We start from the raw sequence: 18,036 nt of genomic DNA, 5'->3' as shown, positions 1-18,036 counted from the left end.
CAGGGCAGGCCATGAGGTTGCCTCTTGTGAACATATCATCAATAATTCGTGACGAATTTGTACCGACACCGTCCTTACGGACCACAACGAAGTGGCTATTTTTTATGTCGAATGTCAAAACCGCAGAATTTAAACGCCCGCAGCTTTCACTGCCCAACAGCGCAGACAAGCTGCTGCTGCACTCCTGCTGCGCGCCCTGCTCAGGTGAAGTCATGGAAGCCATCACCGCTTCTGGCATCGACTACACCATTTTCTTTTATAACCCCAACATCCACCCGCAGCGTGAATACCTGATCCGCAAAGAAGAGAATATCCGTTTCGCCGAACAGCATAACGTGCCTTTCATTGATGCAGATTACGATTCGGATAACTGGTTCGCGCGCGCTAAAGGCATGGAATGGGAACCGGAACGCGGCATTCGCTGCACCATGTGTTTTGATATGCGCTTTGAGCGCACAGCGCTGTACGCCGCAGAAAACGGGTTTAGCGTCATTTCCAGTTCGCTGGGGATTTCACGCTGGAAAAACATGCAGCAGATTACCGAATGCGGAAAGAACGCTGCGCAGAAATATCCCGGCATCACCTACTGGGATTACAACTGGCGCAAAGGCGGCGGCTCGTCGCGCATGATCGAAATCAGCAAACGCGAACGTTTCTATCAACAGGAGTATTGCGGCTGCATTTATTCCCTGCGCGATTCCAATAAACATCGCAAATCACAGGGGCGCGATATTATCCGCATCGGTAAGCTGTATTACGGTGACGAAACCGAATAACGCTACGCCAGAGTCAGGCACGCCGTGCGGCGTGCCATTTTCACTGCATCTTACTTCTTCACGTCTACCTGATAGAAAATATGCTTACCGAACGGGTCGATCTCATACCCGGTCACTTCCTTACGCACGGGTTCAAAGATGGTGGAATGCGCAATCATGACGGCCGGTGCCTGATCGTGCATCATCTGCTGCGCCTGCTTGTACAAGGCAATACGCTGCTCGTGATCCTGTGAAGCGCGCGCTTCGATAATGATTTTATCAAACGGCGCATAACACCATTTCGCCGAGTTGGAGCCGCCGTTAGCCGCGGTACAGGTAAAGAGCGGCCCGAAGAAGTTATCAGGATCGCCCGTCGCCGTTGTCCAGCCCATCAATGCCGCCTGATGCTCACCGCCTTTCACCCTCTTCAGGTATTCACCCCACTCGAAGGTGACAATTTTGGCCTGTACGCCAACTTTCGCCCAGTCGGCCTGAATCATCTCCGACATACGGCGGGCGTTCGGATTGTACGGACGCTGTACCGGCATCGCCCACAGTTCGATAGTGGTGCCTTCCGCCAAACCGGCTTCTTTCAGTAACGCCTTCGCCTTCTCGGGATCGTAGTCATAATCCTTCAGGTCACTGTCGGCACTCCAGACGCCCGGCGGCAGCAGGTTTTTCGCTGCGGTTCCGGTTCCCTGAAAAACGGCTTCGATAATCGCCGGCTTGTTAATCGCCATCGTTAACGCCTGCCGTACTTTCACATTGTCCGTCGGTGCCTTCTGGGTATTGAACGACAGGAAGCCGGTGTTCAGTCCGGCCTTTTGCATCAGCACGATGTCCTTGTTTTCTTTCATGCGCGGCAGGTCGGCGGGATTAGGGAACGGCATCACCTGGCACTCATTCTTCTCCAGCTTGGCGTACCGCACGGAGGCATCCGGTGTGATGGTGAAAATCAGTCGATCCAGCTTGGCCTTGCCTTCCCAATAGGCGGGAAACGCTTTAAACAGAATGCGGGAATCTTTCTGATACTGCGCTAATTCAAAAGGTCCGGTGCCAATCGGCTCCATATCCACACGCTCCGGCGTCCCGGCTTTGAGCATCGCATCGGCATATTCCGCAGAGAGAATAGACGCGAAGTACCAGGCTAAATCAGCCAGAAACGGGGCTTCCGCATGGGAGAGCGTAAAGCGTACCGTGTGGTCATCCACTTTCTCAATGCTCTGAATCAACGAGCCAAAGGACAAGCTTTCAAAATTGGCATAAGTTCCTTTCGAGACGCTGTGGTAAGGGTGCTGCGGATCTTTTTGCCGTTGGGCAGGACATTATTTTTAGCGACGGCACCAGCGTACTCGGCGCGGACAACAAGGCCGCCGTTACCGTGGTCATGACACTCATGGAGAACCTGACTGACGCGACGCCGCACGGCGATATCGTGGTAGCCTTCGTGCCGGACGAAGAAATTGGGCTGCGTGGGGCGAAAGCGCTCGATCTCAAACGCTTCGATGTTGATTTTGCCTACACCATCGACTGCTGTGAGCTGGGTGAAGTGGTGTATGAGAACTTCAACGCAGCTTCCGCGGAAATTCGCTTTACCGGTGTGCCTGCGCACCCGATGTCGGCGAAAGGCGTGCTGGTTAACCCGTTGCTCATGGCACATGACTTTATCAGCCAGTTCGATCGCCAGCAGACGCCGGAGCACACGGAGGGACGCGAGGGCTATGTCTGGTTTAACGACCTGACGGCGAACGCTAATGAAGCGAAGCTCAAAGCCTCTATCCGCGATTTTGATTTAGCCGCGTTTGAACAGCGGAAGCAGCAGATTGCCGCAATCGCAGAGAAGATTGCCGCACAGTACCCGACTGGCAGCGTGACCTATACCCTCACCGATATCTACAGCAATATCAGCAACGCCATCACCGACGATCGCCGCGCGATCGACCTGCTGTTTGCCGCACTGGAGACGCTGGGCATTGAACCCAAAGTGACGCCAATGCGTGGCGGCACGGACGGCGCGGCGCTGTCTGCCAAAGGGTTGCTGACGCCAAACTTCTTCACCGGCGCGCACAATTTCCATTCGCGCTTTGAGTTTCTTCCTGTGCCGTCATTTGTGAAATCGTATGAAGTTGCGCTGAATTTATGCCTGCTGGCAGCGAAATAATCGCGTCCAGAAAAGCGTGAGGCGGACACTCGTCCGCCTCAATAACGCCTCACTGACTGTTTGCCCGTCTACATTTTCCGCTCTACTTCTGCGCCAGCCTCAGCGCCGACGGCGTCAGACCGTATTCCTTTTTGAATTGGTGGCTTAGGTGGCTGGCGGAGCTGAACCCGCAGGCCAGCGCGATGTCCGTGATCGGCTGCGTACCGTGACGCACGAGCGCTTCCGCGCGGGCCAGCCGCTGTTTCAGCACATACTGATGCGGTGCCATTCCCACACTCTGGCGAAACATGCGTGCAAAGTGAAACTCGCTAAGCCCTGCTTCCGCCGCCAGCGTCTGTAGCGTCAGCGGCTGATCGAGATGTGCCTCAATTTGCATCTTGCTGCGCTGCAGTACCGAGGGCGCCAGTCCGCCGCGCACCGTCGGCAGTTCCCACTGCAACTGGGTGTAGCCACGCAGCACCTGAATCATCAACAGCGTTGCGGCGCTACTCAGCACAAGCTGGTTCGCCGAGTCGTCCCAGCGATTGCTGAGCAGAAATTGCCGATACAGCGAGGTAATCAACGGATCGCTACCAAATATCCGCTCTTCCGTGCAGATTGATGCCGGACTGCGATCCCAGGTTTGCTCAGCCAGCTGCCGCAGGTGCGCATCGTCAAAATACAGGTGCACAAAATCGAGGTCGCCACGAATATCCCAGGTCGACGAGCTTTGTTTCGGCATCAGGCAGAAACGATCCGGCCCGCCACCGTTATGCCAGCCATCTGCCGTTTTATGATAGCTCTCATAGCCACCGGCGGTATAAAGACTGAGCGTATGGTGTTCTGTGTTTTCCATCGTGACGCGATCGTGGCGGTTAAACCATGCAGCCAGCCGCACGCCGGAGGTCAGCTCGACGGTGTCACGCAGTTCGGTTTTATGATGCAGCATGGTATCGAACGCTTTATAACGATGCATTGCTGCCTCCGTTTTTCACTTAACCGCAAGATTCTGTTATTCACCGCAAGGTGCTGAAAGCCAGCAACAAACGCACACGCCATACTGCCGCTATGCACTCATGCGGAATCACTCAATGAATACCTTGCTCTATTTTTCTGTCGTCCTGATTTGGGGCACAACCTGGATCGCGATTAGCCTGCAACACGGCGAGGTCGCTGCCGAAATCTCCGTTTTCTGGCGCTTTGCGCTGGCATCGGCCATCTTGCTGACGTTTCTGGCCCTGACGCGCCGCCTGCGTCCGCTTTCGTCACGCGCTCACCTGCTGTGTATGGTACAAGGGCTATGCGTATTCGGCGTCAACTTTCTCTGTTTTTACCACGCCATCGCCTGGATTTCGAGCGGATTGGAATCCATCATTTTTTCGATGGCGGTACTGTTTAACGCCTTTAATAGCCGTATTTTCTTCGGCCAGCCGTTAACACGCAACGTGGCGATCGCCACACCGCTCGGGCTGATCGGCATTGTCGCGCTGTTCTGGCATGACCTGATGCAAATCGACGCGCAGCCCTATCTGCTGTGGGGCGTGGGATTGAGCATTCTGGGCACCTACTGCTTCTCACTCGGCAATATGATTAGCGCCCAGCACCAGCGACAGGGTCGCGACATACTGACGACCAACGGCTGGGGCATGGGATATGGTGCGCTATGGATGGGGTTATTCAGCCTGATTCAGGGGTATAGCTTCACACCGGAGTACAGCGCCAGCTATCTGAGTTCCCTGTTCTATCTGGCTATCTTTGGTTCGGTCATCGGCTTCGGTGCCTACTTCAGCCTGATCGGTCGCATCGGTGCCAGTCAGGCAGCGTATACCACGCTACTCTTTCCGCTGGTGGCGCTGTCGATTTCGACACTATTTGAAGACTACCAGTGGCGGCCCAACGCGCTTATCGGCCTGCTGCTGATTCTGGCGGGCAACGCGGTGATGTTCTACCGTCCACGCCATCCGACCGCGCAGCCTGCCACGGCGAAATAGCGCGATAAAAAAAGGGAGCCAATGGCTCCCTATCGATTTTACTTGTCCGCTGGCTTACTGCGGTTTTGCGGACGCGGCGCGCGGCGTTGGCCTTCGCCATTGCCCTTACCGCTATTGCCTTTATTCCCACCCCACGGGCTATCGCTATTACCGCCCGCTTTACGCGGCTGGCGATTGCCATCGGCCGGACGGCGTTCGCCCTGACCCTGGCTACGCTCAGACTGCGCGCGAGGAGAGGCGTTACGCGCACCGCCGCCGCCACGGTTGCCCTGACGACCATTCACAATCGGCTCAGCCTTGATCGACGGATCCGGCTCGTAGCCTTCGATAGCGATACGTGGAATCTCACGCTTCAACAGACGCTCGATGTCGCGCAGCAGTTTGTGTTCATCCACACAGACCAGCGACAGCGCTTCACCCGTTGCTTCCGCACGACCGGTACGACCGATACGGTGAACGTAATCTTCTGGCACGTTTGGCAGCTCATAATTCACCACGTGCGGCAGTTGGTCGATATCCAGACCACGCGCGGCGATATCCGTCGCCACCAGCACACGAATGCTGCCGTCTTTAAAGTTTGCCAGTGCACGCGTACGCGCCCCCTGACTTTTATTGCCGTGGATAGCGGCAGCGGTAATACCGTCTTTTTCCAGCAGCTCAGCGAGGTGGTTAGCGCCGTGCTTGGTACGCGTAAACACCAGCACCTGCTGCCAGTTATTTTCACCAATCAGCTGCGACAACAGTTCACGCTTGCGGCGTTTATCAACAAAATGCACGTGCTGCGTAACCAGTTCAGACGGTGTATTACGGCGCACGACTTCAACCGAGGCGGGATTAGTCAGCAGCTTGTTCGCCAGCGCTTTGATCTCATCAGAGAAAGTCGCGGAGAACAGCAGGTTTTGACGTTTAGCAGGCAGCTTCGCCAGCACTCGGCGAATGTCGTGAATGAAGCCCATATCCAGCATACGGTCCGCTTCATCCAGCACCAGAATTTCAACCTGTGACAGGTCAACGGCGCGTTGATGCTCCAGATCGAGCAGACGTCCCGGCGTTGCCACCAGAATATCTACGCCACCGCGCAGTTTCATCATCTGTGGGTTAATGCTCACGCCACCGAATACGACCAGTGAACGCAGGCTCAGATACTTGCTGTAAGCCTTCACATTTTCATCAATCTGCGCAGCCAACTCACGGGTTGGTGTCAGGATCAGCGCACGTACCGGACGGCGACCTTTCCCTTTATTCTGCGCTTCACGGCTGGTCAGCAATTGTAATAACGGCAGCGTAAAGCCCGCTGTTTTACCCGTACCGGTTTGTGCGCTGGCCATTAAATCGCGCCCTTCCAGCACGACAGGAATCGCCTGACGCTGAACAGGAGTAGGATCGCGATAACCCTGCTCGTCAATCGCGCGCAGAATATCGGCACTCAGGCCGAGAGAATCAAATGACATAAAAAGAACAACTCCAGATCCGCTCTGACCGGACAGCAGCCGGTGTAGTTTTCAGAGGGTCAGTAAGACGGGTTTGCTGGGCCACTATTTACGTAACAACTCACGTAACACTTCACGTAACAACGACATACGCAACAACCACGGTGAACGAGCACAACTACGGTGCATGACTGCCGCCGATTGTAGCAGAGATTCTATCCCCGTCATACTTCAAGCTGCATGTGCGTTGGCTTCTCTTAAATACTCGGCCCGTCGTGGGCCTCGCCCTAAAGGGCCGCTGCAAGCAGCGTTCAAATCTGCTCCCGGCAGATTTGTCACCCCAGTCACTTACTGGTGTAAGCTCCTGGGGATTCCCGCGTTTGCCGCCTGCCTGCAACTCGAATTATTTAGGGTATAACTACGAGAGGATTTTTATCTGCATCAGCCCGTTTTTCTGGCGGGGCGCAGTAAGGGGCAATTTTGGCAGTATTCCTGCGGCTGCGATGCCTTGTAATAAAAACAGCAGGTGCGGCGAAAGCGCACGTCACGAAAGCTCACCGAACGCCCCGCTACGGGAACCCGCGTTTTTGCACGAAAGAACGGTTTCAGCGGATTATCATCACAGCCAAAACGTTCGCCGGGCGCAGCCAGCAAGGCGTCAAAGTCCTGCTGCACCTGCTGTGCCAGCGTCATTCCCGGCGAGCACACCGCTGCTGGATCGTCCCACTCAATGCGCTGTTCGTATAATGAAAATACCCGTACAGCTACGTTTTCCCACAGAATGCGTAGCGGCGCGCCCGACACCGTCGACAGCATATGTAGGATCGGCGACAGGTGTTGAGCAAACAGCGTGTCGAACAGGCTATCGCGCCACGCGTCTCGTTGTCCCAATTCCGGTTGGGAGACGGTGAGATCGTAAAGCGGCATGGTTGATGTCCACAGGCGAGCGTGTCCGAATTCCAGCACACTGTTATCCAGCGTCATGTTCAGCCCTTTGTTATACACCGACATGGCGTACAGGCTGGCGGCCGTGGTTAAGAAGCCAATCCGCTTCGCCAGCAGCGAAGCGGTAATCTTGATTGATGGCGACAGCAGCGGCGGCGTCAGCGTTTCCAGCAGCCAGCGGCAATAGTCTGGATCTAACACCCTACGGCTTGGGCAGCTATCCTGCCCTGTCCGCTGTGCAGCATCCGTTAATTGCAGCGTGCCGGAGAGCATCGCCCACTGCGGTGCCGTCAGGCGATTAGCCGACATCGGCCGTTGTCTCCGCCGCTTCACGCCCAAACGGAATACACAGCGGCGTACCGAAGAACGGATCGTCAATAATGCGACAGTTCAAGTTAAACACCGTCTTTACCGTGGCTTCTGTGAGAATGTCGCGCGGGTTGCCCTGCGCAAATACCGTCCGGTTATGTACGGCCACCATGTGATGCGCATAGCGACACGCCAGATTCAGATCATGCAACACCATCACGATGGTTTTGTGCTGCTGCGCGTTCAGTTCCCGCAACAAATCCAGCACCTCCATCTGATGCGCCAGATCGAGATAGGTCGTCGGTTCATCCAGCAGAACGATATCGGTATCCTGCGCCAGCGTCATCGCAATCCAGACGCGCTGACGCTGCCCGCCGGACAGCGAATCCACCGCGCGATCCTTTAATGCCAGCACGCCGGTGCTGCGCAACGCCTGAAGCACTTTTTCTTCATCCGTGGCCGACCACTGCTTCAACCATGACTGATGCGGGTAGCGCCCCATTTTCACCAGTTGATAGACCGTCAGGCCCTCCGGCGCGGTCGGCGTTTGCGGAAGAATCGCCAGTGACTTCGCCACCTCAACGGTGGATTGCCGATGAATATCCGCCCCATTAACAATAATCGTCCCGCTCGTGGGTTTCAGCAAACGGGCAAACGACTTCAGTAACGTGCTTTTGCCGCAGCCGTTACTGCCCACCAGCACCGAGATTTTCCCGGCTGGCAGCGTGATATCCAGCGCATCAATCACGACCTGTTTTTCGTAACTCAGCGTCAGCGACTGGCTGGCAATCGCCTCGCGGTCAGTTGGGGGGATGCGTGCTGGCTGCACATTCTCTGGCATAATCTTGCAATCTCAATAACGTTGCCGAAGCAATAAATAGATAAAGAAAGGCGTCCCGAGCACGGAGATAAAAATACCGGCGGGCAAATCCAGCGGTAAGAACGCCGTGCGGCCAATCAAATCGGCCACCATCACCAATAAGCCGCCCGTCAGCGCCGACACTAGCGCCAATCCGGGGAATGAACGGCTCGCCAACTTTTTCGCAATATGCGGGGCCAGCAGGCCGACAAAGGCCATCGCGCCTGCATAGGCAATGGCCGCCCCAGCCAGCGCGACGCTCAGCGTCAGAAGTGCAAGCCGGATGCGTCCGACGGATTGCCCAACGCCGCAGGCCAGCGCGTCATCCAGCTCATGCACGTTAACGTGTCTCGCCAGCCCCACCAAAAACGGCGCACCGAGCAGCAACCAACCCGCTAACTCAGACACATGCTGCCACTGCGCGCCATAAATACTGCCCGTCAGCCACACATAGGCCGTCAACGTGGTACCTATCGGACTAAACACCAGCATCATCGTGACCGCCGCGCCCATGATGGCGGACAGCCCAACGCCAACCAGCACCAGACGCAGCGGCGATGCGTCCTGCTTCCAGGCCAGCAGATAAATGGCGACCGCCGTCACCCACGCCCCGCCCATTGCCGCCAGCGGCAGCCAACGCTGGCTTATTGCCGTCGCCAGGAACGAGAGGAAGAACACCGCCGCCGCCGATGCACCACTGGTAATCCCCAGAATATCCGGCGAGGCCAACGGATTGCGCACAATGCTTTGCAGAATCAGACCGGATATCGCCAGCGCGCCGCCCACCAACAGCGCCAGCAGCGCGCGCGGTAAACGCAGGTCATTGACGATAAAATGCACGCCGCTGTCTGCTTTTCCCAGCAGCGCCGACATCACCTGCGCGGGAGACAGCACCACCTGCCCTAATGACAGCGACAGGAACACGACGGCTAGCAACACCAGCAGGAGCGACAACGCCACCGCAGACGTGCAGCGATCAATCTGGCGCGAGACCATTCCCACGCGCACGGTATACACCTTACCCATACCGCATCCCCCTTCTCGCCAGATAAATGAAGAAAGGCGCGCCCAGCAGCGCGGTCATCGCCCCGACGGGCACTTCCTGCGGCACAATCAGCAGACGCGAGGCGACATCAGCCAGCAGCAGCAGCGTGGCACCGAAAATCGCACAGCCGGGCAACAGCCAGCGGTGATCGGCAGACAGCACGCGACGCACAATATGCGGTACGATCAGCCCGACAAAACCGATATTTCCGGCTATCGCCACCGCACCACCCGCCAGCCCAATCACGCACAACCCGGATAGCGCACGCACCAACGCGGTTCGCTGCCCCAATCCTTTAGCGATCTCGTCGCCCGCCACCAGAATATTCAGGTGACGCGCCAGCAGCAGCGCGAGGAATAGCGCGATAACAAAGTACGGCAGGAGCGGTAACAGCATCGATAGGCTGCGGCCAGACACCGAACCAGCCAGCCAGAACAGCATGCTGTCCAGCCCGTCTTGATTGATCACCAGCAGCGCTTGCGTAAACGCAATAAACAGCGCGCTAATCGCGGCACCGGCCAGCACAATGCGTAAGTGGCTGGAACGCGCATTGCCCAGCGTTCCCAGCACATACACCATGACGCCAGCCACAGCCGCACCCAGATAGGCCGTCCACGCCAGCGCGATCTGCGAGGAAAAGGTAAACACCGAAGACAGCAGGACGATGGCAAACATGGCTCCCGCGTTAATTCCGAATACCCCCGGCGACGCCAGCGGGTTACGCGTCAGCGCCTGCATTAACGCCCCGGCAACGGCAAGACTGGCACCGACGACGATGGCAATCACCGTCCGCGACAGGCGTGTCGTTAGCACCAGTATGTGATCGATCTGCTGCGGATCGTAATGGAACAGTGAATTGAACACGGCTCCCAACGAAATGGTGGTTTGCCCCAGCATCAGGCTGGCGACGACACTCAGCAGCAGCAATACGACACCCGCTGCTGTCACGATGCCTTGTCTCATCGCGTATGACTCTCCTCTGCGATATCGCTTTTTTTATCAGCAGACTCTGTCTTGCCAGCAAACTGTTGTTCGATATCGTCCAGCATCTGATTCGCACCCAAAATACCGCCGGACAGGCTCCAGGCCACGTTATCCACCGGATACACCTGTTGCTGCTGAGGCGCATGTAGTCGCTGCCAGAGCGGGTGAGCCTGCCAGTCGCGATAGTTCTTTGCCACCGCCGGTTTGTCTGAACGCAGCAAAACAAAGAACAGATCGGCATCCACCACCGGAATACTCTCTTTGCTGGTGAGCTTTTGCATCACGCCTGACGTATAGCTTTCCGGTCGCGACCAGACAAAGCCGATTTCCGACAGTACCGATCCGGCAAAGCTGGCAGGTAGATAGGTACGCATGTGATCTTCACGGAATTCGAGAATAGAGACGCTGAGCGGCCAGCGCTCGCCGAACTGGGCTTTCAGGCGGTCACGCAGCGCATCCACGCGCTGATTCCAGTGGGATAAAATCTCGTTCGCTTTTTCTTCCTTGTTCAGCGCCACCCCCATCATCTGCACCGTTTCTTTAAATTCAGACACCCTGTCCAGCGCAATCGTCGGCGCGATCTGCGACAGCAGACCGTAGATTTTCTCATGCCGAAACGTAGACGCCACGATGAGATCGGGCTTGAGTAGCGCGATGGTTTCCAGACTGGGTTGTGTTTCCAGCCCAACCAGCGTTACGTCCTGCAAGGCGGGGCGAAGGTAGCGATAAATCGGCTTCTCCGTCCATGATTCCACCACGCCAATCGGCTTGATTCCCAGTGCCACGGCAGAGTCGGTTGCACCCTGAAACAGCGTCACGATACGCAGCGGCGTCCCGTCCACGGTGGTCACGCCCAACGCATGATGAATCTGACGCGGCGATTCCGCCGCCTGCACGAACGTCACCAGCAGAAAAGACAACAACACGGCCAGCGTAAAACGCTGCCGTGTTGCTGAATTGAGAACGGAATTAAATCGGTTAAGCTTAGAAATCAATCGAATAACCCAGCGTTACCGTGCGGCCGCGCCCAGAGAAATAGCGCGTATCGTTAACAAGCCCCGCCTGCGAATAGTAGGTGATGTACTGTTTATCCAGCAGGTTCGCCACCGCAACGTTGAGGCGACCATACGGCAGCTTGTACCCCACGGCAGCATCCATCAGCAGGTAGCCGTCAAACGCCATCCCCGCATCGTCAAAACTGCGGCCAAAGGCGTAATTCGCCTGCACGAACGAACTCCATTTATCATTCCAATTCGCCGACCAACTGGTGATCAGACGATCCGGCGCGATATTCAGGCCGTTGAATTTTTTATCCACTTTGCCATCTTTATTGTCGTCATACTTTCCTTCACTGTGCGCATAGGAAGCATTAACTTTGTGCTGCTCGTTGATCTGATAGCCGGCAGTCACTTCAACACCGCGAATCTGTGTGCGCTGGCGTTCGGACAAAAATACGCCACCGCTCTCCGTCACGTTTTCGCCCAGTTTCGATTTGGACTCATAATAGCTGGCTTCAAAATCAAACTTATCCCGCTTAAAACGGAACCCCGTCTCTACGTTATCTGTCACAATCGGCTTAAAGCCGTCAAAGTTTTTCAGACTAACACCTGAACGCCTGATGGAACGCAACGCACGCCCCACATCCGGCATACCAAACCCTTCCGAGTAGTTGGCAAACAGGCTCAGTGAATCCGTTGCAGCATAGACGATGCCAGCGTTATACAGCGTTTCATTAAATTTCGGGCTACCGCCTTGTACTGTCACGCCATTGTTAGACGCCAGCGTTTGATAGTCACCGACCTTCAGCTTGGCGATTTCATGACGAATTCCCGCGTGCAGCGTGACGTTATCCAGCAGTTGATATTCACCCTGAATAAACGGTGAATAGTTGGTGTACTCCATCTCCGGCACATAGGTACGCTTGGTCAGGTAGAGGTCTTGTTTACCCTTATCGTACAGCGTATCGAAACCGACCGTGACTTTCAGCGTGTCATCCAGTAAATCGTCCTTGGTCAGCGCCAGCTTGGTGCCATACTTATTGGCTACTGAGCGAGATTGATCGTAAAGCGTCCCTCTGGGCGCTATCGCAGGGTCTTGAAACGTGTTCGAGTTCGTTGCGCCGAATAGCGCCTCATAACGCTGATTAAATACCAGCGCAGACAGTTTCATTCCTGCCAGATCGTGGTGTTCATAAGTTAAGCCGGTCGTCCATATGCTGTTATGGGGTGCTTCACCAGGTGGTGTGCCGCGCACTGAGGTAGTAGGAATACCCTGATTACGAATACCATCCACGCTCAGATAGTTATTCTCATTTTTAATGTTATAGCGGTTTACACTCAGTTGAATGCGCTGATAGTCATCCAGCCAGTACCCGACTTTCGCTAACAGGTCATAAGAACGGGAGTCCATGGTGTCGCCCTGGGTGTTATCCACACCAACAGGCCGATTGTTGCCGTCCAGATACAGCCCCTGATTCTCATAGCCAATCGCGAACAGATAGTCGAGATAGTCTTCACGCCCATCGACCCGATAGGTAGTTTTATAGCTGGCGGTTTCACCGCGAATCTTTTCCGTCGGGATCGTGGTTTGCACGTTGACGTGCTGATTAAATGAGCCGTTTTCCGGTCGACGGGTAATGATGTTAATCACGCCCCCCGTTGCGCCCATGCCGTTGGTGGCGTTCGCGCCATGGATCACTTCGATGCGCTCGACCATCGAGTAGTCTATCGTGTGCATCTCACGCCCGGTCGGACGTAAGGGGTTGGACTGGGGAATACCGTCGATCATCACCAGCGCGGCACGACCGCGGAAGGTTTCACCGCTGCCGCTCATTTTTTGACGGCTGGGGGAGAACGAAGGCAGCAAGTTGCTTAGAATTTGTGACGAGTCGGAGGTGACCTGCATCTGCTGCTCGATTTGCTCTTTGGTAATCACCGTGACCACCTGCGGCGCTTTCTGCTGCTGGATATTCGAGCGTGAGGCGGTAATCACCATCTCATCACCGCTCGTCTCATCCTTTTTGGTCGTGTCATCCTGTGCATACGCCGGAGCAATCAGCACGCATGGCATCAATGCGAGTAAAGTGCGCATCTGGTTCACTGTCCTTCCCCTTTGGTTATGTATCCAACCGTCAATAAAAGTCACCGTCCGTGACGAGGTGCTTACCTGGAAACCACCACCTCGGCACAGACAAAAAAATGCCAAAATGCTTCGTCTCACGCGAAACATCTTGGCGGGTATGATCGGTTCAGGCATAGAACGCAGAGTATTTCATTCTGTACGCCGCGATCGTTGCTGTCAGATCACTATGTCAGTACCAATACATATGTAATTGCTAATAACAATTATTATCATTCAATTAAATAAATTACAATTCTTTCGAATTCTTTCTATTTTTTAACAAAATAAAGGAGTTACGTCAGATACGGACGGAAATAGGTGAAAAAACCGACCGAACGCAATGCATTTTTGTGAACTTGATCACTCTATATCGCCATAAACCCCTGTAACCCGTCATATGATTAATAGCTTCCAGAAATAAGCGACGAGGCGTCCTCTGAACAGCCTGTGGGATCGCTACCGCTGACAAGCCGACCGCTGATAAAAAAGGAGCTATTCTTGATAAACAAGGAACTATGCGTGATGAACAAGAGAAAACTGGCGTTCGCTGCCTTGGTTCTTGTCCTGCTCGGTGCGGGTTATGGTTTTTATCACCACCAGCAACAGCAGGAAAAGCCGTTAACGCTCTACGGCAATGTCGATATCCGCACTGTCAATTTGGCCTTCCGCGTCGGCGGCAGAGTAGCCGAGCTGAACGTTGATGAGGGCGATGCCGTGCAGGCAGGGCAGCCGCTGGCAACGCTGGACGCCGCACCTTATCTGAACGCACAACATCAGGCACAGGCGAACCTCGCCAGCGCGCAGGCACAGCTTCAGCTGTCGCAGGAAGGCTACCGACAGGAAGAGATCGCGCAGGTTCGCTCTCAGGTTGTCCAGAGTCAGGCGGCCTATGATTACGCCAACAGCTTCTACCAGCGTCAGCAAGGGCTGTGGGACAAACGTGCGATTTCCGCCAACATGCTCGACGATGCCAGAACGTCACGTAATCAGGCGCTTGCAACACTACAGGCAGCGAAAGACAAACTGAGCCAGTTCGAAAGCGGTAACCGACCGCAGGAAATTGCCGCCGCGCAGGCAGCGGTGGCACAGGCCGAAGCCGGACTGGCGCAGGCAGAACTGAATAAACAGGATGCCGAACTGCTGGCACCGTCTCCCGGCGTGATCCTCACTCGCGCCGCCGAAAAAGGCAGCATGCTGGCATCGGGCAGTACCGTTTTCACCCTTTCACTCACTCGCCCGGTTTGGGTACGCGCCTACGTGAGCGAGAAAGATCTTGGCCGCGTCGTGCCCGGTAGCCAGATGCTGATTTACACCGACGCCCGCCCCAATCAGCCCTATCATGGCAAAGTCGGTTTTGTCTCACCTAGCGCCGAATTCACACCGAAAAGCGTCGAAACGGAAGATCTCCGCACCGATTTAGTTTATCGCCTGCGTATTGTCGTTAACGACCCCGATGACGGATTACGGCAAGGGATGCCGGTCACGCTACGTTTTGACGATACGCGCACGGAGGATGCCAATCGCGCTCACGAGCCCGTTCGCCATGACTAACTCTCCCGCGCAGATCGCGTTGGACGGGCTGGAAAAACGCTTTGCCGGACAGGAGAAACCCGCGCTCGCCAGCCTCACCGCCGAGATACACAGCGGTGCGGTTACCGGGCTGGTTGGCCCCGACGGCGCGGGTAAAACCACCCTGCTGCGCATGCTGGCCGGATTATTAACCCCCAGTCACGGAACACTGCGCGTGGCGAATCTGGATCCCATCCAGGAGGATCGTCAACTGCATGCCATTTTGGGCTACATGCCACAAAAATTCGGCCTGTATGAAGACCTGACGGTGATGGAAAACCTGACGCTGTATGCCGACCTGCGCGGTATCACTGGCGAAGTGCGCAGAGAAACGTTCGAGCGCCTGCTGTCATTTACCGATCTGACCCGCTTTACCGACAGGCTGGCGGGTAAACTGTCTGGTGGCATGAAACAGAAGCTGGGGTTGGCCTGTACATTGCTGGGGCAACCTAAGGTGCTCCTGCTGGATGAACCGGGCGTGGGCGTCGACCCGATCTCTCGCCGCGAACTGTGGCACATGGTGCATGAACTGGCCGACGACGGCATGCTGATCCTGTGGAGCACGTCTTATCTTGATGAGGCGGAACAGTGTCGGGATGTGCTGCTGCTGAACGAAGGTGAACTGCTGTATCGCGGTGCGCCGCGCGATCTGACCGCACGTATGGCGGGACGTTGCATTCTGATTGATAGCGGCGCTCGTCGACACCGGGATGTGTTACAGGAAGCGCTGCGTCTGCCACAGGTCAGCGATGGGGTGATTCAGGGGCAGTACGTCAGGCTGATGCTAAAACCCGATGCGGATCGAGCATCGTTGCTCTCCGCCTTGCACCTGGAAGCAGGCAGCCTGCACGACACCGATCCGCGCTTTGAAGATGCCTTTATCGACCTGCTGGGCGGCGGCCCGGCCAGTGATTCATCGCTGGCGAGCATCATGCCGCAGATTGACGTGAGCGGTGGTGAAACGGTGATTGAAGCCCAGACGTTGACGAAAAAATTTGGTGATTTTGCGGCAACCGATCACGTCAGTTTTCAGGTGAAGCGAGGAGAAATCTTCGGCCTGCTCGGCCCGAACGGCGCGGGAAAATCGACCACGTTCAAGATGATGTGCGGCCTGCTGGTACCGACTGACGGCAAAGCGCTGGTGCTCGACATGGATCTGAAAACCAGCTCCGGCAAAGCTCGCCAGCATTTGGGTTACATGGCGCAAAAGTTCTCGCTCTACGGCAACCTGACCGTCGAACAGAACCTGCGCTTTTTCTCCGGCGTTTATGGACTCAAGGGCAAGGTGCAGCGCGATAAAATGGCCGGAATGACCGACGCCTTCAATTTCCAACCCATTTATCGCCAAACGCCGGACGCCCTGCCCTTGGGGTTCAAACAACGGCTGGCGCTAGCCTGTGCACTGATGCACGAACCCGACATTCTGTTTCTCGACGAACCGACCTCCGGCGTCGATCCGCTAACCCGGCGCGAGTTCTGGATACATATCAACGGTATGGTCAACCGCGGCGTCACTGTGATGGTCACCACGCACTTCATGGACGAAGCCGAATATTGCGATCGCATCGGGCTGGTGTATCACGGCAAGCTGATCGCCAGCGGCACGCCGGACGAACTGAAGCATCAGGCGGCCAGCACACAGACGCCATCACCGACGATGGAGGAAGCGTTTATCGCGCTGATTCAGGCGTACGACGGGGAGGCGGAACATGGTTGAACAGAATAGGCCAGAGCAGGATAAAACGAGCCAGCACGGCAGCACGCATTTTTCCACGCGTCGCCTGCGGGCGCTGTGCCTGAAAGAAACCCGCCAAATCTTGCGCGATCCCAGTAGCGGGCTGATTGCGTTCGTCATTCCGCTGCTGTTGTTGTTTATCTTCGGCTACGGCATCAATCTGGATTCCAGCCGCCTGCACGTTGGTATCCTGATGGAGCAGCAGAGCGAAGATGCGCGCGATCTGGCGAATACCTTCGCAGCGTCGCCGTTTATCGAACCGACCATCAGCAATAATCGTCAGTACCTGATCCAACAGATGCAGGCCGGCAGCATTCGCGGCTTGATCGTCATCCCCACCGACTTTGCCGAACGGCTGGCGCGGCCGGGCGATCGTGCACCGATCCAGGTCATTACCGACGGCAGCGAACCCAATACGGCGAATTTTGTGCAGGGATACGCGGAAGGCATCTGGCTGCTTTGGCAACAGCAGCGGGCGGAAGATCGCGGCGAGACGTTCGAGCAGCTTATCGAGGTGCAATCGCGCTACTGGTTTAATCCAGCTGCTATCAGTCAGCATTTCATCATTCCCGGCGCGATTACCATCATCATGACGGTGATTGGCGCGATCCTCACCTCGCTAGTGATTGCCCGCGAGTGGGAGCGCGGAACGATGGAGGCGCTGCTCTCTACGCAGGTCACCCGTACCGAGCTGCTGCTGTCCAAACTCATCCCTTATTACTTTCTTGGGATGATCGCCATGACGCTGTGTATTCTGGTCTCCACTTTCATCATGCAGGTGCCCTATCGCGGCTCGCTGATTTTGCTGTTTGTCATCAGCAGCCTGTTTCTTGCTAGCACGCTGGGCATGGGGCTGCTGATCTCCACCCTCACCCGCAACCAGTTCAACGCCGCGATGGTGGCGCTGAATGCAGCATTTCTGCCTGCCATCATGCTGTCCGGCTTTATTTTTGAAATCGACAGCATGCCGGAATTTGTCCGCGGCGTGTCGTACATCATCCCGGCGCGCTATTTTGTCAGCACGCTGCAAACGCTGTTTCTCGCGGGGAATATCGGTACGGTGCTGATGACTAACCTGCTGTTTCTCATTCTCTCCGCGTTGGTCTTTATTGGCCTGACGGCCTGGCAAACCCGGCGCAGGCTGGATTAGGGAG

The 18,036-nt window shown here is 55.9% G+C and carries 13 protein-coding genes and 2 pseudogenes; 6 read left to right on the top strand and 9 right to left on the bottom strand.

What is annotated here, in order from left to right; translation table 11 throughout:
* The first annotated feature begins 104 nt into the window (after positions 1 to 104).
* Positions 105 to 776 carry an epoxyqueuosine reductase QueH gene (locus Q3A88_RS14080; RefSeq protein WP_110162572.1) on the top strand — a complete coding sequence of 224 codons (672 nt, stop codon included), beginning with the start codon at positions 105 to 107 and terminating at the stop codon, positions 774 to 776.
* A 50-nt stretch (positions 777 to 826) separates the two neighbouring features.
* Here the strand turns inward: Q3A88_RS14080 and Q3A88_RS14075 are convergent.
* A pseudogene (locus Q3A88_RS14075) lies at positions 827 to 2,068 on the bottom strand (ABC transporter substrate-binding protein); the annotation flags it as partial.
* On the opposite strand from Q3A88_RS14075, the pseudogene Q3A88_RS14070 reads away from it, so the two are divergent.
* Positions 2,068 to 2,916 (top strand): annotated as a pseudogene (locus Q3A88_RS14070) (peptidase T); the annotation flags it as partial. The pseudogenes Q3A88_RS14075 and Q3A88_RS14070 overlap by 1 nt on opposite strands.
* 82 nt (positions 2,917 to 2,998) lie before the next feature.
* Here the strand turns inward: Q3A88_RS14070 and Q3A88_RS14065 are convergent.
* Positions 2,999 to 3,871 (bottom strand): helix-turn-helix domain-containing protein, encoded by an 873-nt coding sequence (locus tag Q3A88_RS14065; protein WP_100017092.1) that lies wholly within the window; start codon positions 3,869 to 3,871, stop codon positions 2,999 to 3,001.
* A gap of 115 nt (positions 3,872 to 3,986) precedes the next feature.
* On the opposite strand from Q3A88_RS14065, the gene Q3A88_RS14060 reads away from it, so the two are divergent.
* Positions 3,987 to 4,886 (top strand): DMT family transporter, encoded by a 900-nt coding sequence (locus Q3A88_RS14060; RefSeq protein ID WP_317178129.1) that lies wholly within the window; start codon positions 3,987 to 3,989, stop codon positions 4,884 to 4,886.
* A gap of 38 nt (positions 4,887 to 4,924) precedes the next feature.
* On the opposite strand, the gene rhlE is transcribed toward Q3A88_RS14060, so the two are convergent.
* The 7 genes from rhlE to Q3A88_RS14025 form a co-directional block, all read right to left on the bottom strand.
* The gene (gene rhlE, locus Q3A88_RS14055) at positions 4,925 to 6,337 is read right to left on the bottom strand and encodes an ATP-dependent RNA helicase RhlE (protein WP_317178128.1); all 1,413 of its coding nucleotides are present in this window, start codon (positions 6,335 to 6,337) and stop codon (positions 4,925 to 4,927) included.
* 420 nt (positions 6,338 to 6,757) lie between these two features.
* Complete coding sequence (locus Q3A88_RS14050; protein WP_110162578.1) at positions 6,758 to 7,570, bottom strand: IucA/IucC family C-terminal-domain containing protein; 813 nt, start codon at positions 7,568 to 7,570, stop codon at positions 6,758 to 6,760.
* Positions 7,560 to 8,411 (bottom strand): ABC transporter ATP-binding protein, encoded by an 852-nt coding sequence (locus tag Q3A88_RS14045; protein WP_317178127.1) that lies wholly within the window; start codon positions 8,409 to 8,411, stop codon positions 7,560 to 7,562. Before Q3A88_RS14045 ends, Q3A88_RS14050 begins: the two co-directional genes overlap by 11 nt.
* Before the next feature lie 12 nt (positions 8,412 to 8,423).
* The gene (locus Q3A88_RS14040) at positions 8,424 to 9,455 is read right to left on the bottom strand and encodes a FecCD family ABC transporter permease (RefSeq protein WP_233990616.1); all 1,032 of its coding nucleotides are present in this window, start codon (positions 9,453 to 9,455) and stop codon (positions 8,424 to 8,426) included.
* Entirely contained in the window at positions 9,448 to 10,437 is a 990-nt protein-coding gene (locus Q3A88_RS14035; protein WP_233990618.1) for a FecCD family ABC transporter permease, read from the bottom strand. Before Q3A88_RS14035 ends, Q3A88_RS14040 begins: the two co-directional genes overlap by 8 nt.
* Positions 10,434 to 11,453 (bottom strand): ABC transporter substrate-binding protein, encoded by a 1,020-nt coding sequence (locus Q3A88_RS14030; protein ID WP_233990620.1) that lies wholly within the window; start codon positions 11,451 to 11,453, stop codon positions 10,434 to 10,436. Before Q3A88_RS14030 ends, Q3A88_RS14035 begins: the two co-directional genes overlap by 4 nt.
* A complete protein-coding gene (locus Q3A88_RS14025) occupies positions 11,443 to 13,548 on the bottom strand; it encodes a TonB-dependent receptor (RefSeq protein ID WP_110162731.1) in 2,106 nt (701 codons plus the stop codon). The genes Q3A88_RS14030 and Q3A88_RS14025 overlap by 11 nt, the downstream gene beginning before the upstream one ends.
* A 552-nt stretch (positions 13,549 to 14,100) precedes the next feature.
* Here Q3A88_RS14025 and hlyD point away from each other — a divergent pair.
* From hlyD to Q3A88_RS14010, 3 genes are read left to right on the top strand one after another with little or no spacing between them, the layout of a single operon-like run.
* The gene (gene hlyD / locus Q3A88_RS14020; RefSeq protein WP_233990622.1) at positions 14,101 to 15,129 is read left to right on the top strand and encodes a secretion protein HlyD; all 1,029 of its coding nucleotides are present in this window, start codon (positions 14,101 to 14,103) and stop codon (positions 15,127 to 15,129) included.
* Entirely contained in the window at positions 15,122 to 16,864 is a 1,743-nt protein-coding gene (locus Q3A88_RS14015; protein WP_317178126.1) for an ATP-binding cassette domain-containing protein, read from the top strand. The genes hlyD and Q3A88_RS14015 overlap by 8 nt, the downstream gene beginning before the upstream one ends.
* The gene (locus Q3A88_RS14010) at positions 16,857 to 18,032 is read left to right on the top strand and encodes an ABC transporter permease (RefSeq protein ID WP_100017108.1); all 1,176 of its coding nucleotides are present in this window, start codon (positions 16,857 to 16,859) and stop codon (positions 18,030 to 18,032) included. The genes Q3A88_RS14015 and Q3A88_RS14010 overlap by 8 nt, the downstream gene beginning before the upstream one ends.
* The last annotated feature ends 4 nt before the right edge of the window (positions 18,033 to 18,036 follow it).

It is taken from the genome of Pectobacterium sp. HCp5_1 (assembly GCF_032905925.1).
Classification (GTDB): Bacteria; Pseudomonadota; Gammaproteobacteria; order Enterobacterales; family Enterobacteriaceae; genus Pectobacterium; species Pectobacterium brasiliense_A.
The sequence above is the reverse complement of the archived record's forward strand: the minus strand, read 5'-3'. Positions and strand labels throughout refer to the sequence as shown.